At 42.5% G+C, this 19,573-nt stretch carries 16 protein-coding genes, 16 tRNA genes and 2 rRNA genes; 6 read left to right on the top strand and 28 right to left on the bottom strand.

Going from position 1 to position 19,573, the window contains the following annotated elements:
• Positions 1 to 538: 538 nt before the first annotated feature.
• The 5 genes from ssuD to NSQ34_RS04375 all read right to left on the bottom strand — a co-directional run bounded on the left by ssuD (position 539) and on the right by NSQ34_RS04375 (position 4,619).
• The gene (ssuD, locus tag NSQ34_RS04395) at positions 539 to 1,681 is read right to left on the bottom strand and encodes an FMNH2-dependent alkanesulfonate monooxygenase (protein WP_041116909.1); all 1,143 of its coding nucleotides are present in this window, start codon (positions 1,679 to 1,681) and stop codon (positions 539 to 541) included.
• A gap of 17 nt (positions 1,682 to 1,698) precedes the next feature.
• Positions 1,699 to 2,529 carry an ABC transporter permease gene (locus NSQ34_RS04390; protein ID WP_098677264.1) on the bottom strand — a complete coding sequence of 277 codons (831 nt, stop codon included), beginning with the start codon at positions 2,527 to 2,529 and terminating at the stop codon, positions 1,699 to 1,701.
• Entirely contained in the window at positions 2,526 to 3,518 is a 993-nt protein-coding gene (locus tag NSQ34_RS04385; protein ID WP_176967557.1) for an aliphatic sulfonate ABC transporter substrate-binding protein, read from the bottom strand. The genes NSQ34_RS04390 and NSQ34_RS04385 overlap by 4 nt, the downstream gene beginning before the upstream one ends.
• A 14-nt stretch (positions 3,519 to 3,532) precedes the next feature.
• Positions 3,533 to 4,300 (bottom strand): ABC transporter ATP-binding protein, encoded by a 768-nt coding sequence (locus NSQ34_RS04380; RefSeq protein WP_024427408.1) that lies wholly within the window; start codon positions 4,298 to 4,300, stop codon positions 3,533 to 3,535.
• A gap of 163 nt (positions 4,301 to 4,463) precedes the next feature.
• The gene (locus tag NSQ34_RS04375; protein ID WP_029707817.1) at positions 4,464 to 4,619 is read right to left on the bottom strand and encodes an FbpB family small basic protein; all 156 of its coding nucleotides are present in this window, start codon (positions 4,617 to 4,619) and stop codon (positions 4,464 to 4,466) included.
• A 265-nt stretch (positions 4,620 to 4,884) separates the two neighbouring features.
• Between NSQ34_RS04375 and NSQ34_RS04370 the strand changes: the two genes are divergently transcribed.
• Positions 4,885 to 6,180, top strand: a complete 1,296-nt coding sequence (locus NSQ34_RS04370; protein WP_061109582.1) for a homocysteine synthase — start codon at positions 4,885 to 4,887, stop codon at positions 6,178 to 6,180.
• A gap of 47 nt (positions 6,181 to 6,227) precedes the next feature.
• Here the strand turns inward: NSQ34_RS04370 and lepB are convergent, their stop codons facing one another.
• Both lepB and NSQ34_RS04360 read right to left on the bottom strand, forming a co-directional pair.
• The gene (lepB, locus tag NSQ34_RS04365; RefSeq protein ID WP_024425343.1) at positions 6,228 to 6,794 is read right to left on the bottom strand and encodes a signal peptidase I; all 567 of its coding nucleotides are present in this window, start codon (positions 6,792 to 6,794) and stop codon (positions 6,228 to 6,230) included.
• 155 nt (positions 6,795 to 6,949) lie between these two features.
• A complete protein-coding gene (locus NSQ34_RS04360) occupies positions 6,950 to 8,893 on the bottom strand; it encodes an LTA synthase family protein (RefSeq protein ID WP_024427404.1) in 1,944 nt (647 codons plus the stop codon).
• Between the two features lie 542 nt (positions 8,894 to 9,435).
• Here NSQ34_RS04360 and NSQ34_RS04355 point away from each other — a divergent pair.
• From NSQ34_RS04355 to NSQ34_RS04335, 5 genes are all read left to right on the top strand, one after another.
• A complete protein-coding gene (locus NSQ34_RS04355) occupies positions 9,436 to 10,239 on the top strand; it encodes a DUF2262 domain-containing protein (RefSeq protein ID WP_061109581.1) in 804 nt (267 codons plus the stop codon).
• Positions 10,240 to 10,772: 533 nt separating this feature from the next.
• On the top strand, positions 10,773 to 10,946 hold the full coding sequence (locus tag NSQ34_RS04350; protein WP_342501081.1) for a DUF1963 domain-containing protein: 174 nt from the start codon (positions 10,773 to 10,775) through the stop codon (positions 10,944 to 10,946).
• 65 nt (positions 10,947 to 11,011) lie between these two features.
• Positions 11,012 to 11,281, top strand: coding sequence for a hypothetical protein (locus NSQ34_RS04345; protein WP_061109579.1), 270 nt, complete (start codon positions 11,012 to 11,014; stop codon positions 11,279 to 11,281).
• A gap of 142 nt (positions 11,282 to 11,423) precedes the next feature.
• Positions 11,424 to 11,621, top strand: coding sequence for a hypothetical protein (locus tag NSQ34_RS04340; protein WP_034282315.1), 198 nt, complete (start codon positions 11,424 to 11,426; stop codon positions 11,619 to 11,621).
• A gap of 62 nt (positions 11,622 to 11,683) precedes the next feature.
• The gene (locus NSQ34_RS04335) at positions 11,684 to 12,226 is read left to right on the top strand and encodes a histidine phosphatase family protein (protein ID WP_061109578.1); all 543 of its coding nucleotides are present in this window, start codon (positions 11,684 to 11,686) and stop codon (positions 12,224 to 12,226) included.
• Between the two features lie 34 nt (positions 12,227 to 12,260).
• Here NSQ34_RS04335 and NSQ34_RS04330 read toward each other — a convergent pair whose 3' ends face one another.
• The 21 genes from NSQ34_RS04330 to NSQ34_RS04230 form a co-directional block, all read right to left on the bottom strand.
• Positions 12,261 to 12,965, bottom strand: coding sequence for a hypothetical protein (locus NSQ34_RS04330; RefSeq protein ID WP_061109962.1), 705 nt, complete (start codon positions 12,963 to 12,965; stop codon positions 12,261 to 12,263).
• 18 nt (positions 12,966 to 12,983) lie between these two features.
• The gene (locus tag NSQ34_RS04325) at positions 12,984 to 13,778 is read right to left on the bottom strand and encodes a phosphotransferase (protein ID WP_034282318.1); all 795 of its coding nucleotides are present in this window, start codon (positions 13,776 to 13,778) and stop codon (positions 12,984 to 12,986) included.
• Between the two features lie 422 nt (positions 13,779 to 14,200).
• Positions 14,201 to 14,626: a hypothetical protein gene (locus NSQ34_RS04320; protein WP_061109577.1), complete on the bottom strand. Its 426-nt coding sequence runs from the start codon at positions 14,624 to 14,626 to the stop codon at positions 14,201 to 14,203.
• A gap of 290 nt (positions 14,627 to 14,916) precedes the next feature.
• A tRNA-Leu gene (locus NSQ34_RS04315) sits at positions 14,917 to 14,998 on the bottom strand.
• 36 nt (positions 14,999 to 15,034) lie between these two features.
• A tRNA-Leu gene (locus NSQ34_RS04310) sits at positions 15,035 to 15,123 on the bottom strand.
• A gap of 14 nt (positions 15,124 to 15,137) precedes the next feature.
• Positions 15,138 to 15,208 (bottom strand) — tRNA-Cys (locus tag NSQ34_RS04305).
• A 5-nt stretch (positions 15,209 to 15,213) separates the two neighbouring features.
• A tRNA-Gly gene (locus NSQ34_RS04300) sits at positions 15,214 to 15,288 on the bottom strand.
• A 7-nt stretch (positions 15,289 to 15,295) separates the two neighbouring features.
• Positions 15,296 to 15,367: transfer RNA gene (locus NSQ34_RS04295), tRNA-Gln, on the bottom strand.
• 9 nt (positions 15,368 to 15,376) lie between these two features.
• Positions 15,377 to 15,452, bottom strand: a tRNA-His gene (locus tag NSQ34_RS04290).
• Positions 15,453 to 15,482: 30 nt separating this feature from the next.
• Positions 15,483 to 15,556: transfer RNA gene (locus NSQ34_RS04285), tRNA-Trp, on the bottom strand.
• A gap of 14 nt (positions 15,557 to 15,570) precedes the next feature.
• Positions 15,571 to 15,655 (bottom strand) — tRNA-Tyr (locus tag NSQ34_RS04280).
• 15 nt (positions 15,656 to 15,670) lie between these two features.
• Positions 15,671 to 15,743, bottom strand: a tRNA-Thr gene (locus NSQ34_RS04275).
• A gap of 6 nt (positions 15,744 to 15,749) precedes the next feature.
• Positions 15,750 to 15,825 (bottom strand) — tRNA-Phe (locus NSQ34_RS04270).
• Between the two features lie 18 nt (positions 15,826 to 15,843).
• Positions 15,844 to 15,920 (bottom strand) — tRNA-Asp (locus NSQ34_RS04265).
• Positions 15,921 to 15,924: 4 nt separating this feature from the next.
• Positions 15,925 to 16,001 (bottom strand) — tRNA-Met (locus tag NSQ34_RS04260).
• A 15-nt stretch (positions 16,002 to 16,016) separates the two neighbouring features.
• Positions 16,017 to 16,092: transfer RNA gene (locus NSQ34_RS04255), tRNA-Val, on the bottom strand.
• A gap of 33 nt (positions 16,093 to 16,125) precedes the next feature.
• A tRNA-Glu gene (locus tag NSQ34_RS04250) sits at positions 16,126 to 16,200 on the bottom strand.
• Positions 16,201 to 16,217: 17 nt separating this feature from the next.
• A tRNA-Ser gene (locus NSQ34_RS04245) sits at positions 16,218 to 16,308 on the bottom strand.
• A 4-nt stretch (positions 16,309 to 16,312) separates the two neighbouring features.
• Positions 16,313 to 16,387, bottom strand: a tRNA-Asn gene (locus NSQ34_RS04240).
• 9 nt (positions 16,388 to 16,396) lie between these two features.
• Positions 16,397 to 16,512: ribosomal RNA gene (rrf, locus tag NSQ34_RS04235) — 5S ribosomal RNA — on the bottom strand.
• A gap of 108 nt (positions 16,513 to 16,620) precedes the next feature.
• Positions 16,621 to 19,551 (bottom strand): 23S ribosomal RNA (locus tag NSQ34_RS04230).
• Positions 19,552 to 19,573: the final 22 nt, after the last annotated feature.

Raw genomic sequence — 19,573 nt, 5'->3', positions numbered from 1 at the left:
CTTTTCACCTCCCAGCTTATGATGATCGTATCATAGGCGTCACACGCCAAACATCTACAGAACATCCCATTTTTGACCGAACATACATTTGATTAAAATGTGACTTTTTATTCAATTATTCACTTTCATCTGTTTAAACCCTCTCTTATTTACTAGATTTTGACACCCCATAAGAACCACAAAACCCATTTAATGTCATTTGCGCCATCTTTTTTCTTCTTTTTTTCAAATAGTCCATATTTATCATCTATCATATTTATTCTTTCCTTTTTGTGAGATAGAAAGAATTCCCCCGATATATCAGATATAAAAGTCCTGATTATATGTCGCAATAATGCCAATTATGAAATATTTACTGATCATTCCGATAAAAGAGTGAGCACATTTTCCTTCTTCTCTTGACTCTAAAAATATGTATATACAAGAAAATCGATTGGGAAAAAAGCCCTTACCTTGTTCAGCACTACACAACAAATGACTCGCCTATTCTATGAAAAAAAGCAAAGCAGCCATGGCAGACTGCTTTGCTTTTTCAAATTTATGAGGAACTAGCAGCAGAGGCTGCATCTGGAAAATGATTGTTCCCAATGATTTCACCGGCTGGCACAGAGAGTCCTGTATCCCCAGATCTCTTAAATGGAAGGAGCGGGAAAACAAGCTCTGCTAAATAATAAGCTTCTTCTAGGTGCGGGTATCCAGAAAATATAAATGTATCAATGCCTAGAGACTGGTATTCTATGATACGATCTGCTACTGTTTGCGGATCTCCGACGAGTGCTGTTCCTGCACCGCCGCGTACTAAACCAATGCCTGCCCAAAGATTTGGGCTAATTTCAAGTTTGTCTTTCCTCCCTTGGTGCAATTCCACCATTCGTCTTTGACCCACTGAGTCCATCCCCTGTAACACTTTTTGCGCCTCATCAATGGTTTTTTGATCTAAATGACGAATCAGATGTTCCGCTGCCTGCCATGCCTCCTCTTCGGTATCTCTCACAATCACATGAAGACGAATGCCAAACTTCACCGTTCTTCCTTCCTTTTCAGCCTGCTTCTTCACTTGTGTAATTTTCTCTTTCACTTGTGCAGGCGGTTCGCCCCAAGTTAAATAAACATCTGTATGCTTGGCGGCTGCTTGAATTCCTGCTGCTGATGATCCGCCAAAAAAGACTGGTGGATGGGGTGTTTGAGCTGGTGAGAATAACAGACGGCCATTTTCTGCTTGTAGATGTTTGCCATGAAATTGTACATTTTCTCCTTTCAATAACCGCTTCCAAATCGTCAAAAACTCTTCTGTTGCCTCATAGCGTTCATCATGAGAAATGAACAGCCCATCTCCTTCAAGCTCCTCTTTACTTCCCCCTGCTACCACATTAATCAGCAGTCTCCCGCCTGAAAGACGATCTAATGTAGACGTCATTCTAGCAGCAACAGACGGCTGCATCAGCCCTGGTCTAAGAGCCACGAGAAACTTTAAATGAGTGGTTTCCGCAGCTAAAGCAGCTGCCGTCAGCCATGGATCTTCACAGGATCTCCCAGTAGGCAGCAAGACCCCTGTATAACCAAGCTGATCAGCTGCTTGAGCAATCTGTTTAAAATATGGATAGTCTGCCTGTCTTGCCCCTTTTGCTGATCCTAAATAACGGCCGTCTCCATGCGTTGGAATAAACCATAAAATATTCATAACATCGCCCCCTTTTATTATTCACCTTGATAACTAGTGCGCCACTTGAGCAGACGCTTTTCTAACAGACGTACAAATGAATCTGTCAGCTTACCTACTACTGCAAAGATGATAATTCCTACAAACACTTTATCCGTTTGAGAGAATTGCCTTGCATCCATAATCATATAGCCGACCCCGCTGCTTGAACCCATCAACTCAGCTACCACTAAACCAAGCCAAGCAATTCCTAATGACAGTCTCACGCCCAGAAGAATATGAGGAAGAGCAGCCGGTAAAATCAGCTTTGTGATGCTTTGATACACATTAAACTCTAAGGCGCGAGCCACATCAAACAGCTTATTATCTACACTGCGAATACCTAGAAACGTATTAATATAAATCGGAAAAAAAGCCCCAAGTGCAATCAATAAAATTTTCGCTGTTTCATCAAAACCAAACCAGAGGATGAATAAAGGAGTGACCGCTAAATGTGGAACGGTTCTCAGCATTTGCAAGGTCGGATCTACATACTGCTCTGTTTTTTTAGAAAACCCTACGCATACGCCCAGCAAAAGACCTAAGCCTCCCCCTAGCAAAAATCCACATATCGCTCGATAAAGGCTGATGTATAGATGGCCAAACAGTTCACCAGAACGAATCAACTCTCGAAAGGATTCTGCAATCAAGACAGGCGAAGGCAAGACAGTGGAAGAAACGATTTGAGAACCAGCTATGATCTGCCAAACCGCAATAAGTAGAACAGGTAATACCAGTCCCTTTAACTTATATAAAGAAGAAGCTTTTCTCCTTTTTTTCTTTGCCCGCTCGATTTTAGATGCTAAAGCCGGATTCGATACAGCTTTCATTCATCCATCTCCTCTTTCAGCATTTTTTCAATAAACGAATTATCTACAACCTGATTAACATCAATTTTCCGCTGGATCGCCTTTGTTTTGTATTGAAAATCAGCGGTATGCTGCTGAGCATTGATGATCTTCTTCGAAATGGGCTTATTGAGTGGTTCCGTATTGTTTAATACTTGTGTGACGACCTTCTTATCTAAATTTTTTAAACGCGCATATAGAGTAACAGCCTCTTCTGGATGTGCTTTTTGCCACTTCACTGCATGGTCATATACCTTTAAGAATTTCACCACTAGTTCAGGATGCTGATCAGCAAACTGAGTTCGAACAAGTGTGAAACCTGGAGAATATAAATCGGTCGCTTCCCCATTCACCAGCAGCTTTGCTCCTTTCTTTATCGTTTCAAGTGATAAGAACGGCTCCCAGATCGACCAAGCATCAACGGACCCATTTTCAAATGCTGATATCGCTTCATCTGGCTGAAGCTGAATGATCTGAACATCCTTCGCAGATAAACCTGCCTGATCTAATACTTTGTATAAAAAGTCAAAGCCGCTGCTCCCTTTAGCGACAGCAATTTTTTTCCCTTTTAAGTCTTCTACTTTTTGAATCTCACTGTTCTTATTCACTAAAATACCGTTCGCTTTCAGCCCATCCTGAGATAAACCAATTTCCTTAAAATCAATACCAGCTGCCTGACCTGCTATAACAGGTGAGTTTCCAACTTGCGTGAAATCTAATTGATTTGCAGCAAGTCCTTCAAATTGGGGAGGTCCACTTTGAAACTCCACCCACTTTACCTTCACTCCTTCTTTTTCAAATGATTTTTCAAACCACCCCTTTTCCTTTGCTAAAAGCAGCGGGCTCAAACTTTGCTGAATCCCAATCCTAATTTCTTTCACCTTGTTTTCCGAGCCGTCTGCTGCTTGATCACACCCTGCTAAAACAAGCAGCAGACTCAAAAAGATAACGATCATTTGTTTCTTTTTCATGCGATTTCCCCTCCCTAAATCCCTAAGCCATCGGTTAGTAACAATTCATCTGTTTTCTCAAATTCTGAAAGCACCTTTTGTCTTAAGCTTTGAAAAGCGGTTGACGTTCTATCACGCGGAAAAGGCAGGTTCACAGGAAGAATCTTATGGATTCGGCCAGGTCTCGCTTGCATTAGCACAATTTCATTTCCTAAATAAATCGATTCATCAATATCATGAGTTACGAGCATCATCGTTGTTTTTTTCTCCTGCCAAATGTCCAGCAGCACATCCTGCAAGTGCTTTCGTGTGAATGCATCCAGCGCACCAAATGGTTCATCAAGCAATAAGATCTCCGGATCACGAAGGAGTGCTCTCGCAATGGCAACCCGTTGTGACATTCCTCCTGAAAGCTCATGTGGATAAGCATGTTCAAATCCTTTTAATCGAACAATTTCAATCAATTCATCCACTTTGCGGCGTACATCCTGTTGTTTTAAATTGAAATTGGCCGCTATGTTTTCTTCAACCGTCAGCCATGGAAACAGGCGGTGTTCCTGAAAGATAAAGCCCTGTTTCATTCCTGGTTCTGTGATCCGTCTGCCTCCTATCAAAATTTGCCCATCATACGCTGTGTCGAGGCCGCTTATGATCTTTAGCAATGTACTTTTCCCACATCCGCTCGGACCTATCACTGTCACAAATTCACCGGGAATAATGCTCAATCTTAAGTCTTCAAGTACCCGAATGGTCTGTTTGTCTTTCCAAAAGGATTTATCCACAATATCAATTGAAATCGTCATTGAAACCTCCACTCCTCTTACGATCAGATAAATACACAGAAAGGCCCTTATCCCAAAAAAGAGATAAGAGCCTTCGTGTTGTCCGATCAGCTAATCATATTGATTTGTTAGCACCATCCTAAATCATATTAATCCCATAAATCAACTCAAATTTATAAAATGGTTATTTTGTCCTTGTATGCTTTTCATCAATCCGATCGTAAATCGCTTCTATTCGTTCCTTGTTACTGTAAATCTCATATTTGTTCCGCTCAATCAAGATATCGAGTGTCAGATCCATATGTTTTCTGTATTTTTTTCGTTTTTTCTTTTTTTCCATCTTCTTCATCCTTTCTCATTCAAATAAAAAAAGGCTCTTCACTCATATTTGAGTGATAGAGCCTTCGGTTGACCGATCAGCCATTCTTGTTCGTGTTTTCAGTATGCTCATGTTAATACACACTATTCCTACCTGTCAACTATATTTATTGTTTTTTCAGATTTATCTAAAAAATGATTGACCGAGCAGGGAACAAGATTTATAGTCTTATTAAATATTTCTTATCAAAACAGTTGGTTTTATCTAACAAAAGGAGGATACACACATGTCAGAAGAACGTCCATTTCGTTTAGAAACAAAAGCCATTCACGCAGGTCAGGAGCTTGATTCAGCGACCTATTCAAGAGCCGTGCCTATTTACCAAACGAGCTCATTTGGTTTTAGAGACAGTGAGCATGCAGCGAATTTATTTGGTCTTCAGGAACCGGGAAATATTTATTCACGTATTATGAACCCTACAAATGACGTATTTGAAAAGCGTATCGCTGAGCTTGAAGGTGGAATTGGTGCACTTGCTGTTTCTTCTGGACAAGCAGCGACGACTTATTCTATTTTAAACATCGCAGGAGCCGGAGATGAAATCGTTTCCTCAAGCAGTCTTTATGGCGGCACCTACAATTTATTTGCCCATACACTCAAAAAACTCGGAATTACTGTAAAATTTGTCGATTCATCCAACCTTGAAGAACTCGAAGCAGCGATCACTGACAAAACAAAGGCAGTTTATGCAGAGAGCATTGGGAATCCAAAAGGCGACATTTTACATATTGAAGCCATCTCAGCCATTGCACACAAGCATCATATCCCGCTTATTGTTGACAATACACTCGCCAGCCCTTATTTATTAAGACCTATTGAATTCGGTGCAGACATTGTCGTCCACTCAGCGACGAAATTTATTGGCGGTCATGGTACATCAATTGGCGGCGTCATCGTTGATAGCGGCCGATTCCCTTGGGCTGACAGCGATAAGTTTAAAGGGCTGACTGAACCAGATCCAAGCTATCACGGGCTGACCTATACAGAAGCAATTGGAGAAGCGGCTTATATCACAAAAGCACGAGTACAGCTATTACGTGATTTAGGGGCAGCTCTGTCGCCATTCAACTCATTTTTACTTCTGCAGGGCTTAGAAACATTACACCTTCGTCTTGAGCGGCATAGTGAAAATGCATTGAAAACAGCACAATTCTTACAGGATCACCCTCTTGTCGATTGGGTAAGCTATCCAGGTCTTGAAAGTCACGAATCATATGAGCTTGCTCAAACCTATTTACCAAAAGGACAAGGCGCGATCCTCACATTCGGTATTAAAGGTGGACGCGAAGCAGGTAAAAAGCTCATTGATTCTGTCCAGCTTTTCTCCCATCTCGCAAACGTGGGTGATTCTAAATCCCTCATCATTCACCCTGCCAGCACAACGCATCAGCAATTAAGCGAGGCAGAACAAAAAGCGACAGGTGTCACACCAGAGCTCATTCGTTTATCTGTTGGAACAGAAGCGATTGAAGATATTCTTGAAGATCTTGAACAGGCGATGAAAAAAAGTCAGTCTGAATGACAATGACATAGAAAAAAGCACACGGCCGTGTGCTTTTTTATTGTTTATTAATGATTGAGTAATCGAATGTCTTGGAAAGGATAAAATACAAATGAGGTAGTTCCTTGAATATCACGCTTTGTAAAAAGACCTAAGCCGTTGCGGCTGTCCATTGAATTTTGGCGGTTGTCCCCCATGACAAAGTACTTTCCTTTTGGAACAGTCAAAGGGCCAAAATCAGGTGTCAGCAAGGTGCCATCTGCAGCTGCTTTCTTTTTGTTTGACGCTAAGTAAGGCTCCGCCACTTTTTTTCCATTAACATATAGCTGATCATTTTTCATTTCAATTTTATCACCAGGTAAACCAATCAATCGTTTGACATAATGAGTGCTGCGGTCTTCCCCATCAAGAACAATGATCTGTCCCCGTTTATAATCACCGAAATAATCAACCGTTTTATTCACAAACACCCGCTCTGTATCATGCAATGTCGGATACATGGAAGATCCTTTGACAATGTATGGCGCGAATAAAAAGTTGCGAATGATAAAAACAGCTATAAATGCGATTAAAATGGCTTTGATCCAGCCCCATAATTCTGATTTCTTTTTTTGTGTTTTTGTATTTGTTGTCATAAGCTCCTCCTGAATTCCCCAAGGACGAAATGTGTGTCACCAGCTGCCAGCCGGCGTCACGCTTGTTTCTCCCTAAATATAAACATATTTTGCCAACAAATCAAGCGAAGAGAGAGAAAAAGGCAAGCACCTTTCTGTGCTTGCCCAAAACTCAGTTAGTTAGCAGAAGAATCCGCTTCTTTTTCTTTGTTTGCTTTACCATAGAAATAATCCGATGGATTCACTGGTTTGAAATCAGATAACTTATGGAATCGAAGTAGATCCCTATAGAGCACTTTATCTGAAAGACTTAACTGATTATCAACACGGGCTTTAATCGCCTCTGTCTTTTTATTTTGTTTCACCACTTTACCTGTTTTCGTATCATAAACGGTATTATCGACAAGTGTGTATTTCGGTGTCACATAGTTTCCATTACGGAAGGCAACAGTCTCATCATGCTTTTTAGAGAATAGGTCTGTTCCAAAATTCACGAATTCATTTGAATCGATACCTTGTAAGTGAAGAAGTGTTGGCATAACGTCGACTTCACCACCATACGTATGGTTCACGCCGCCCTTCTTACCAGGAATACGAATCATGAGCGGAACACGCTGGTTTTGTGCATTTTGATAAGGAGTGATTTCTTTCCCTTGAATTTCACTCATTGCACGGTTATGGTTCTCAGAAATACCGTTATGGTCACCATATAATAAAATGACTGAGTCTTTATACATACCTGATTTTTTCAAGTCTTTGAAGAATTGCTCTAATGACTCATCTAAATATCTTGCTGTTTGGAAATAGTTATCGACTGTTTTATCGCCAGTTGTTGCCTTAGCGATTGTCGCATCTTTTTCATCTAAATTAAATGGATAGTGATTTGTCAGTGTCATTAAATGTGCATAAAATGGCTTTTTCATTGATTCTAGCATTGGAATTGATTCTTTGAAGAACGGTTTATCCTTCAGACCCATATTCACAAGGTTTTCTTCATCCATGTTGTAATAGGAAGCATCAAAGAATTGATCAATTCCCATATGTTTATAAATCGTGTCACGGTTCCAGAAAGATTTATAGTCCCCGTGAAGCACTGCACTCGTATAGCCTGCTTTTTGATCTAGGATGGCAGGTAGTGATTGGAAGGTATTTTCACCCTTTGTCACAAATGCTGCTCCCTCTGGCAAGCCAAACATACTATTATCCATCATCAGCTCAGCATCTGATGTCTTCCCTTGACCAGTCTGATGGAAGAAGTTATCGAAATACGTAAAGTCGTCTTTCCCATGAGCCAGCTTGTTTAAGAATGGAGTCACTTCTTCTCCATTTAATTTGTAGTCGATTAAGAAAGACTGAAAGCTTTCTAAATGAATTTTAATAATGTTTTTGCCTTTTGCTTTCCCAAAATACTCTGCATTTGGCTTCGCATAGTGAGAAGACGTATAGTTCACAACATCCGTTAAATCTTCACTGCTTGCATTGGCTACCTGTGTTGCGTTTTGTGCTGCTTGTACCCCGTCATAAATCGTATAGTTATAAACACCTAAGTATTTGACAACATACTTATGATCAAAGGTTCTCGTTAATAATTCTGGACGATCCTTTTCAGCCAAATGAAGGTTTACAAAGAACAGGCCAATACCTGCAGCTACAATCAGCAGTGCAAACGTCTTTTTCATTTGGAACTTCTTCACTTCTGGTCTCCAAATGACAATCGCAATCAAGATGATAATATCAAGGAAGTATAAAAGGTCATGCGGCTTAATGCTTGCTAACACACCGCCAGTCATGCCTCCCCCAAGATTTCCTGCCTGCTTCATTGTTGAGAAAGTCAAAAAGTCATCAAAGAAACGGTAATACGCTACATTTGCATATAAAAGTGCGGTCATAATAAAATCAATAACAATTAAAACAATGGCAGATTTACGCCCCTTCAAAAAGAGAGCAAGTCCAAAAAACACGATGGCTGAACTAAATGGATTCAATAAGAGAAGCCCCTCTTGAAAAGAACCTTTTACTCCTAAATTAAAGTCCATTTTGTAGGCTGTGTACGATTTTGCCCAGAATAAAAGGACAGCCAAAACAAAAAAGCTATATTTGTTTGCAAATATTTTTTTCATAAAACCTCTTCTTTCTTATCATCGTTCTGATATAAATGAAATCATAAAAAATTTACATTCATTTTGCAAATGTAAATCTTCTTCGCCAAGCATGCCGATGCTCTGTCTCCGCCGGATACATGCGCTCCTTTAATATAACGAATGAGAAGCATCATAAGTTTCAAAAAAAATACGAGTAAATAAAAGGAAAAATATCCATTTACATTAAATTTACGCACACTTCATGTTTTAGTGGATGAAGAAGGTTTTGTAAATCACTCAGTATTACTTTACTTTTTTCATCTATTCGTGTCAAAGTAATTATAAAGAAAAGGAAGAATCACCTAGGCTTTTCGACTCATTTACCCAAATTTATACAAAATTCGATCCATGCTTCTTTTATTGTGACTCAACCTCCATTAATCCATGTACCTCCCTAAAAAAACAGTTTAAAACAAAAAAAGCTTGATTTCCCCTACTGATGTGCGGTGTGATAAAGAGGTAGAACTTGATCACAACACTTATATGTTCATGACAAAAAAAATCAGGCTGGAGGACATCACATGAAGATGAACAAACAAATCAACACTTTTGAAAAGAGATTTTCAGAAGATGTAATCACAATCATTGCTGTTACAGGACCTTCTGGCGTAGGGGCAGGAAAAGCAGGACAGGCACCTCTTTGGACCGCTTCTATTCCACTGATTGCTTGGAAAGAAAACGGCCGTATCACAACCGAAAATGTAAGACTTTGCTGGTTAACAGATGACGAGGGATTAAGGGAAAAACAGGCACAATTACATAAAGAATCAATCGTTACACTTCAGGTCCGAAAAGGCGAAGGTGAATTCATGCTTGTATCTTTGATTGATACAGATACACAGGATCAAGCGCTTCAAGAAATTTTAGAAGAAGCCCAAAAGCCTGTGTATTATCATGATGACATACTTGGAACCTTTGAGTTAGTAAAAGGACTAGACTTATTTGAAAAAACGATCCAATGGAGCAATGAAGAGTGCCTTCTCTACTTTAACCTCGAAGAAGATGAAAAAATAAATGACTCTCTTCGAACAGCAAACCACCTCATGCAAGAACAGGCCAAATGGGATTCTTCTATTAAATCATTTGCCGCGAATCAGCTGATAGATCTAGCAAAGGATTGGCAGGAACAAGACGAATCAGCTGAAGAGCAAGAAGAACTCACAATGAATCAATTTATAAGCCGCATTTCACTTGAAAGCCTGCATGTTTACCCTGAGGGAGAGTTTGAAGTCTACTATCATGACGGTGATTTATTTTGGGGGCATGTCATTATTGTCAAAGGAAATATAAATGGCACATTTCATGATGCACATATTGCAGGCTAAAGGCTGGAGGAATAACCCATGGAAATCAAAGCTTTTCAAGAATTAAATCTGTTTGGGAAAACACCAGTCATCGCCAAAATTGGCGGCTTCCGTCCTGATCCAGCTGTACACAGCTGGTTTGCAGGCCATTTTTTCATCGATCCTAATCAAGGCTGGCCGATAGATCAAGATGGAGCCATGATTCCGATTTTACAAATTTATTTACCAGAAGTGCCAGGAGGAATGAACGGCTTCAATGAATGTAAGCTGATTCAAATTTTTCTTAATCAGAATACACTTCCGATTGATATCACCAAAAACGGTGAAGGCTGGAAGCTCATTGAATATTCATCAATCGAAGGTTTAGAAGTAGCTGAGACTCCTGAAGAAGTGAGAGGACTCAAACCCTTTCAAATCCAATGGAACGAAAGTGAGCAAAGGGACTTCCCTTGCTGGGAAGAGGCATGGTCATATGTCGATTTATCAGAAGTAAACGAAAGTGAAGAAGCGACAAACCCTTCTTTAATCAATACACAAATTATTCGTTCACAAAAATCGGCGGATATGGGGCGTATATTCAATCCCCGCCCCATCAACAACAAGGCGAATTCATGCTCCAAATCGCCTCAGAAGAAAAACCTCGTTTCATGATTGGTGATAACGGCACGATGTATTTCTATTATGACCAAGAATCAAAAGAATGGTTTATGCACTGGGATTGTTTTTAACGTTTATTGAATGAAACCTCGCCTTCTCCTAAACGTAATGAGTAACAATGAAAGGAGGCAGCAAAATGGGATTCATTCTAGACATCTTTTCACTTGCTGTGTATATCCCTTTTCTACAAGTGGATGAAGAGGAGATCTCGAGGAACGCAGCACATCTCAAAAAATATAGCTGGTTTCAAGCACTATTACATGAACAAACTTGCAGGGAGCTCATCATTTATGATCCCGATGTTCGACGTGTCATAGGCAGGTTTAAAACGGAGAAACTCCATAAGAAGCGATACAACTTAAGATGCGAACGTAAATTACTGCAAGCATTACAACGCGCATTCTAAACTGACAACAAGAGCCGCACTTTCCTGTGGCTCTTGTTTTATTAATAGAATCGTTCCTTTTGAAGAAAACATTTGACGCCTGGACAACTCTCCCCGTATATTATGTATAAATCCATCTTTTTCAAAGAAAAGGGGGCCTCACATGCGCTTGTTTAAGAACTGGAGAAAAAAGCAGCCTGCACAGCAAATCACTTCAGAAAAGCAAGAAGACAGCATCCCAGTCAACTTCTCCACACTTCCCTTTGGCACAGACACCGTCGATGATTTTTTGTTCAACCTAGACCTGACCTCCAAGCTCACAGATCCCTATAAAGAAACAGATACGAACAAGCTTACCTAGATCTTCGTAAATCCTCATCCAATACTGGATGATTTTTTTATACTCAATGAAAGGTGTATCCAATGAAAACATATTATATCGTCAGACACTGCCAAGCAGATGGACAATCTAAAGCTGCAGCTTTAACCCCACAAGGCATCACTCAATCTCATGAACTGACACAGTTTTTTTCCAGCATTCATCTCAATCAAATTATCTCAAGTCCTTATAAACGAGCGATCCAAACTACTGAGCCCCTTGCTCATGCAAAACAGCTCGAGATAAAAATCGATCAGCGCCTCTCTGAACGTGTATTAAGCAGCAAACCAATAGACGATTGGTTTGAGAAGCTAAAGCTCAGTTTTACAGACTTACATATGACCTGTGAAGGCGGAGAATCGAGCCAAGAAGCCATGAATCGTATTGTAGAAGCACTCCACGAACAAATAAAATTAGAAAAAGATCATACCCTATTCGTCACACATGGCAATATCATGAGCCTGCTTCTTAAACACGCTGATCCAACGATTGGATTCGAGGAGTGGAAGAAACTAAGCAATCCAGATGTCTATATTCTGAAATATTTTAGTCCAGATCATATAGAAACAAAGCGAATATGGCATTAAAAAAACGGCAGAATGAACTCTGCCGTTTTCTCATCTATTGCTGATAATAAAATGCCTCTACCCACTCATACGGTTTCTTACGCTCCGCACACCATGTCATAAAGCCTCTTGTCTCCGTCTGCTGAAACGCCATCCAGTCCTTTAAAAGCTGGCCATAATAGACGGCTTGTTTTTGAACATTGGTACGAATTCTTTTATTTTGAATCAGCATCATAACATTTTCAATCCCTTGAATTCTCTCTTGATCCTTCTCATAGGTGCTTAAATAAAGATCTTCATGTATATGGTGAAACGAATACCACAAGGCCGATAAATAGATTTCACAAATTTGAACAATCACACGCTGTTCCTTGCTGCCCCCAAGCTCTAGTGCCTTCAATAAATGAGGCAGCCCTTCTCCCTGATGTACAAACAAACCTTGCCAGCGATACAGTCTTACATCCAATGGGTCAACTTTCTCCCACGTTTGAAAAACAGGCTGGATCACCCCATTTACCAGCGGATACACAAGCAGATGATGACCATCCTCAAACCGTTCAATCCACTCAAACAGCCAAGCAGCAAATTCACGCTGTTCTTCAAAATCGTTCTCTTTCATCTCTTCAATAAAGGCCTGAAGAACTTTTAGCGCATCTTTACGCAGGCCCTGTTCTTTTCTCACACAGTACTGTCTAAAAAGAGGATAATCATTTACTCCCTCGTCTTGAATAATAGCCTGTAATATCGTCTTCGTTTGCATGATCACAACGCCGCCTCTTTACATCCATTCTTTTCTATGTTCATGAATAAATTGAATGTCTTTTTGATAATGTTCAAGATGTCCTTCTTGAATCATGTTTTGAAAAGCGATATCACCCTCACACGCTTGTCGTTTCATATACTGACATAACCCTTCTAAACGAAGCAGCACCATATCCAAATAATCTTCTGCTATTTCCTCGCCATAAGATTCAAAAAACAGTTTGACTCTATGCTTTATCTGGTCTGCATGGTCTAATGAAAGATAATTCACGACCTCCCCTGTTTCAGTGCGAAAAAATCTACTGAGAGGCACACATGTATAAAGGGTATATGCGATATCCCAAAGCCTTGGACCAGGAGCAGCTACATCAAAATCAATAATCCCTACTGGTTTTTTATCCTTGAAAATGATGTTGTACATCGCAAAATCATTATGGCAAACAACCTCTATGTTGTTAGGCGTATTGTCCATTCGTTCCCAATCATCTGAAATGGAGAAGTCCTGAACAGCATCATGATAAAGCCTTAACATGCTCGCTATTTCTTTTAAAACATCGTGAGTACACATGTATTCTTTTAAAGGATCATGACCTGCCACGCCATCAATAAAGGACAATACCTCTCTACCTTGTTCATCAACCCCTAAAAACTTTGGAGCATAGGAGAAATTCTTTTTTTCTAAATGCTTTAGCAGCTTTCGTATATTGATATTGTCTGACTTTACTTCTCGACGAACCGTATCTCCAGAACGATATACGTTCGAGACATTGCCACCTGTCAATAACTCCTCATGATCATTTTGTTTTTTCATAAATTCTCCCCTCAAACTGGGTCACCATGTTGATGTCAGCTAAAGATGTGTATGTACCCACAAATATTCATTTAGTTACTCAAAGGTAGTACAACTGTTTTATGTGAATGTGCTGCTCCATTTTGTTTCCTTACATGGTTAAATGTATCTTATCAAATGTTGCAAATCATCTAAAGATTATTCTGCCAAAAGAAGTACATACTCATTATTTTCTAATAGGTTCCTATTTTTTATCTAAATAACTCATTTAAACCACAAAAAAACGTTTTACCACGAGGGTGAAACGTTAGGTTCATGGAAAAACCAATCATGAAAATTTTAAAAGATACCGGTGGCCGGGGTCGAACCAGCACTCCGTGATAAATTATTCTAAAAAGGCAAGGTATACCCTCTTAAAGTAAAGCCCCTGTTAATGAAAAGAATTAAAGTTCTTCCTGATATATTTCTGATTTTATCGGCTTTAAACTCAAAGGTATTTTAAACTCATGAATACTTTCAATATGATTAAAAAAATGATTGATATCGTCATAATCCATTGACCATTCTTCTACCACCTTTAACTTTTTTAACTCGCTTGTTGGTTTAAATAAAAATTCACAGTGTAGTTGTTCCATGTGAGAATAATCATCTTCTTCATAAACTGTAAACTGACGTACAAAGTCAAAATGAAATAGTTCCTCTCCTGTAAAATCATAGACACCACACTGAAATAAAATTTCTTTATCTTCTTCGCCCTCAACTGTCTCCTTTGAAAAAGCCTTAAATGTTTCCCAAACCTTTTTTATATCATCGTTATCTTCACTAATGCTATCTTTAAGATAACTTTCAGCATTTTTAACCGTAATCATTACAACACCTCTTGTGTACAATTTATCCAATCCTTCTTCAATTATCCTGCCCCTTTAGTTTAATAATAAGACAACCATCAATAAAGTAAAAGTTAATCTCCTTAATATGTTCCTCTTAGCTAATTCACCCTTTCAGCAGTGAACGCGATTTGAAGTAATTTTGTCGTATGAAGAAGCAGCTAAAAAACAAATAAAAAACGCCCTCCTACAATTTGTAGAAAGACGTTTTAAACGTTGATATTCCTTAATTTTTCTGTAATTGACGACAATAAAGAATATCTAAAACTAGATACCGGTGGCCGGGGTCGAACCGGCACTCCGTGAGGAACACGATTTTGAGTCGTGCGCGTCTGCCAATTCCGCCACACCGGCATGATCATTAAAGAGCGCATCTTATATTAAAAAACATGGTGCCGAGGGCCGGACTTGAACCGGCACGGTAGTCACCTACCGCAGGATTTTAAGTCCTGTGTGTCTGCCAATTCCACCACCCCGGCAGTCTTTTCAAAAAAGGCGACACCCGGATTTGAACCGGGGATAAAGGTTTTGCAGACCTCTGCCTTACCACTTGGCTATGCCGCCATTATTGGAGCGGAAGACGGGATTCGAACCCGCGACCCCCACCTTGGCAAGGTGGTGTTCTACCACTGAACTACTTCCGCACATCAACTGGGCTAGCTGGATTCGAACCAACGCATGACGGAGTCAAAGTCCGTTGCCTTACCGCTTGGCTATAGCCCAATAATAAAATGGGGCGATTGATGGGAATCGAACCCACGAGTGCCAGAGCCACAATCTGGTGCGTTAACCACTTCGCCACAACCGCCATAGATGTTATGAATCATATTAAGAAAATTGGCAGGGGCAGTAGGAATCGAACCCACACCGGAGGTTTTGGAGACCTCTGTTCTACCTTTAAACTATGCCCCTATGAAAATAAAAAATGGTGGAGGGGGGCGGATTCGAACCGCCGAACCCGGAGGGAGCGGATTTACAGTCCGCCGCGTTTAGCCACTTCGCTACCCCTCCACTTTTGAAAAACAGTGCCGGCAAGAGGACTTGAACCCCCAACCTACTGATTACAAGTCAGTTGCTCTACCAGTTGAGCTACACCGGCAAATAGTGGTGGCTCGGGACGGAATCGAACCGCCGACACACGGATTTTCAGTCCGTTGCTCTACCAACTGAGCTACCGAGCCAAGTATTCTTTTGAAAAATGGCGGTCCGGACGGGACTCGAACCCGCGACCTCCTGCGTGACAGGCAGGCATTCTAACCAACTGAACTACCGGACCATTTTGGTTGCGGGGGCAGGATTTGAACCTGCGACCTTCGGGTTATGAGCCCGACGAGCTACCGAACTGCTCCACCCCGCGACGATATAAAAGATATGGTGGAGGATGACGGGCTCGAACCGCCGACCCTCTGCTTGTAAGGCAGATGCTCTCCCAGCTGAGCTAATCCTCCGAATAAAAAATGCTGGTGTATATTCTATAAAAATGGTGACCCGTACGGGATTCGAACCCGTGTTACCGCCGTGAAAGGGCGGTGTCTTAACCGCTTGACCAACGGGCCCTTTATTATGTAAATTGTGGCGGAGAGCAAGGGATTCGAACCCTTGAGACGGGGTTACCGCCTACACGATTTCCAATCGTGCTCCTTCGGCCACTCGGACAGCTCTCCAAATTGGCTCCGCAGGTAGGATTCGAACCTACGACCGATCGGTTAACAGCCGATAGCTCTACCACTGAGCTACTGCGGAATGAAGAAAGCCTGGCGATGTCCTACTCTCACAGGGGGAAACCCCCAACTACCATCGGCGCTGAAGAGCTTAACTTCCGTGTTCGGTATGGGAACGGGTGTGACCTCTTCGCCATCATCACCAGACAATTTAGTGACAAAAGATATTATACTATGTATTGAAAATAAATCAAGAGTATTTTAAAAATGTTCTCTCAAAACTAGATAACAATGTTCATGCTTCACATTAGAATATAGGTTAAGTCCTCGATCTATTAGTATCTGTCAGCTCCACGTGTCACCACGCTTCCACCTCAGACCTATCAACCTGATCATCTTTCAGGGATCTTACTTCCTTGCGGAATGGGAAATCTCATCTTGAGGGGGGCTTCATGCTTAGATGCTTTCAGCACTTATCCCGTCCGCACATAGCTACCCAGCGATGCCCTTGGCAGAACAACTGGTACACCAGCGGTGCGTCCATCCCGGTCCTCTCGTACTAAGGACAGCTCCTCTCAAATTTCCTGCGCCCGCGACGGATAGGGACCGAACTGTCTCACGACGTTCTGAACCCAGCTCGCGTACCGCTTTAATGGGCGAACAGCCCAACCCTTGGGACCGACTACAGCCCCAGGATGCGATGAGCCGACATCGAGGTGCCAAACCTCCCCGTCGATGTGGACTCTTGGGGGAGATAAGCCTGTTATCCCCGGGGTAGCTTTTATCCGTTGAGCGATGGCCCTTCCATGCGGAACCACCGGATCACTAAGCCCGACTTTCGTCCCTGCTCGACTTGTAGGTCTCGCAGTCAAGCTCCCTTGTGCCTTTACACTCTGCGAATGATTTCCAACCATTCTGAGGGAACCTTTGGGCGCCTCCGTTACATTTTAGGAGGCGACCGCCCCAGTCAAACTGCCCACCTGACACTGTCTCCCTGCCCGATAAGGGCAGCGGGTTAGAAGGTCAATACAGCCAGGGTAGTATCCCACCGATGCCTCCACCGAAGCTAGCGCTCCGGTTTCCAAGGCTCCTACCTATCCTGTACAAGCTGTACCAACATTCAATATCAGGCTGCAGTAAAGCTCCACGGGGTCTTTCCGTCCTGTCGCGGGTAACCTGCATCTTCACAGGTACTATAATTTCACCGAGTCTCTCGTTGAGACAGTGCCCAGATCGTTGCGCCTTTCGTGCGGGTCGGAACTTACCCGACAAGGAATTTCGCTACCTTAGGACCGTTATAGTTACGGCCGCCGTTTACTGGGGCTTCAATTCGCACCTTCGCTTACGCTAAGCGCTCCTCTTAACCTTCCAGCACCGGGCAGGCGTCAGCCCCTATACTTCGCCTTACGGCTTCGCAGAGACCTGTGTTTTTGCTAAACAGTCGCCTGGGCCTATTCACTGCGGCTTCTCGGGGCTTTAACACCCTAAGAAGCACCCCTTCTCCCGAAGTTACGGGGTCATTTTGCCGAGTTCCTTAACGAGAGTTCTCTCGATCACCTTAGGATTCTCTCCTCGCCTACCTGTGTCGGTTTGCGGTACGGGCACCTCTCACCTCGCTAGAGGCTTTTCTTGGCAGTGTGGAATCAGGAACTTCGCTACTAAATTTCGCTCGCCATCACAGCTCAGCCTTTACGGGAAACGGATTTGCCTATTTCCCAGCCTAACTGCTTGGACGCGGATATCCAATACCGCGCTTACCCTATCCTCCTGCGTCCCCCCATTGCTCAAATGGTGAGGAGGTGGTACAGGAATATCAACCTGTTGTCCATCGCCTACGCCTTTCGGCCTCGGCTTAGGTCCCGACTAACCCTGAGCGGACGAGCCTTCCTCAGGAAACCTTAGGCATTCGGTGGACGGGATTCTCACCCGTCTTTCGCTACTCATACCGGCATTCTCACTTCTAAGCGCTCCACCAGTCCTTCCGGTCTGGCTTCACAGCCCTTAGAACGCTCTCCTACCACTGTTCGTAAGAACAGTCCGCAGCTTCGGTGATACGTTTAGCCCCGGTACATTTTCGGCGCAGAGTCACTCGACCAGTGAGCTATTACGCACTCTTTAAATGGTGGCTGCTTCTAAGCCAACATCCTGGTTGTCTAAGCAACTCCACATCCTTTTCCACTTAACGTATACTTTGGGACCTTAGCTGGCGGTCTGGGCTGTTTCCCTTTCGACTACGGATCTTATCACTCGCAGTCTGACTCCCAAGGATAAGTCATCGGCATTCGGAGTTTGACTGAATTCGGTAACCCGGTAGGGGCCCCTAGTCCAATCAGTGCTCTACCTCCGAGACTCTTACCTTGAGGCTAGCCCTAAAGCTATTTCGGAGAGAACCAGCTATCTCCAGGTTCGATTGGCATTTCACCCCTACCCACACCTCATCCCCGCACTTTTCAACGTGCGTGGGTTCGGGCCTCCATTCAGTGTTACCTGAACTTCACCCTGGACATGGGTAGATCACCTGGTTTCGGGTCTACGACCACGTACTCATGCGCCCTATTCAGACTCGCTTTCGCTGCGGCTCCGCATCTTCTGCTTAACCTTGCACGGGATCGTAACTCGCCGGTTCATTCTACAAAAGGCACGCCATCACCCGTTAACGGGCTCTGACTACTTGTAGGCACACGGTTTCAGGATCTATTTCACTCCCCTTCCGGGGTGCTTTTCACCTTTCCCTCACGGTACTGGTTCACTATCGGTCACTAGGGAGTATTTAGCCTTGGGAGATGGTCCTCCCGGATTCCGACGGAATTTCACGTGTTCCGCCGTACTCAGGATCCACTCTGGAGAGAACGACATTTCAGTTACAGGGCTGTTACCTTCTTTGGCGGGCCTTTCCAGACCTCTTCGCTTATATCGTTCCTTTGTAACTCCGTATAGAGTGTCCTACAACCCCAAGAGGCAAGCCTCTTGGTTTGGGCTGTTCCCGTTTCGCTCGCCGCTACTCAGGGAATCGCATTTGCTTTCTCTTCCTCCGGGTACTTAGATGTTTCAGTTCCCCGGGTATGCCTTCTCATACTCTATGTATTCAAGTATGGATACTACTCCATTACGAGCAGTGGGTTTCCCCATTCGGAAATCTCCGGATCAAAGCTTGCTTACAGCTCCCCGAAGCATATCGGTGTTCGTCCCGTCCTTCATCGGCTCCTAGTGCCAAGGCATCCACCGTGCGCCCTTTCTAACTTAACCATTTCTTACTTTAGAAAGAATC

The sequence above is a fragment of the Bacillus sp. FSL P2-0069 genome, assembly GCF_038593315.1.
Taxonomy (GTDB): Bacteria; Bacillota; Bacilli; order Bacillales; family Bacillaceae; genus Bacillus; species Bacillus safensis.
The sequence above is the reverse complement of the archived record's forward strand: the minus strand, read 5'-3'. Positions and strand labels throughout refer to the sequence as shown.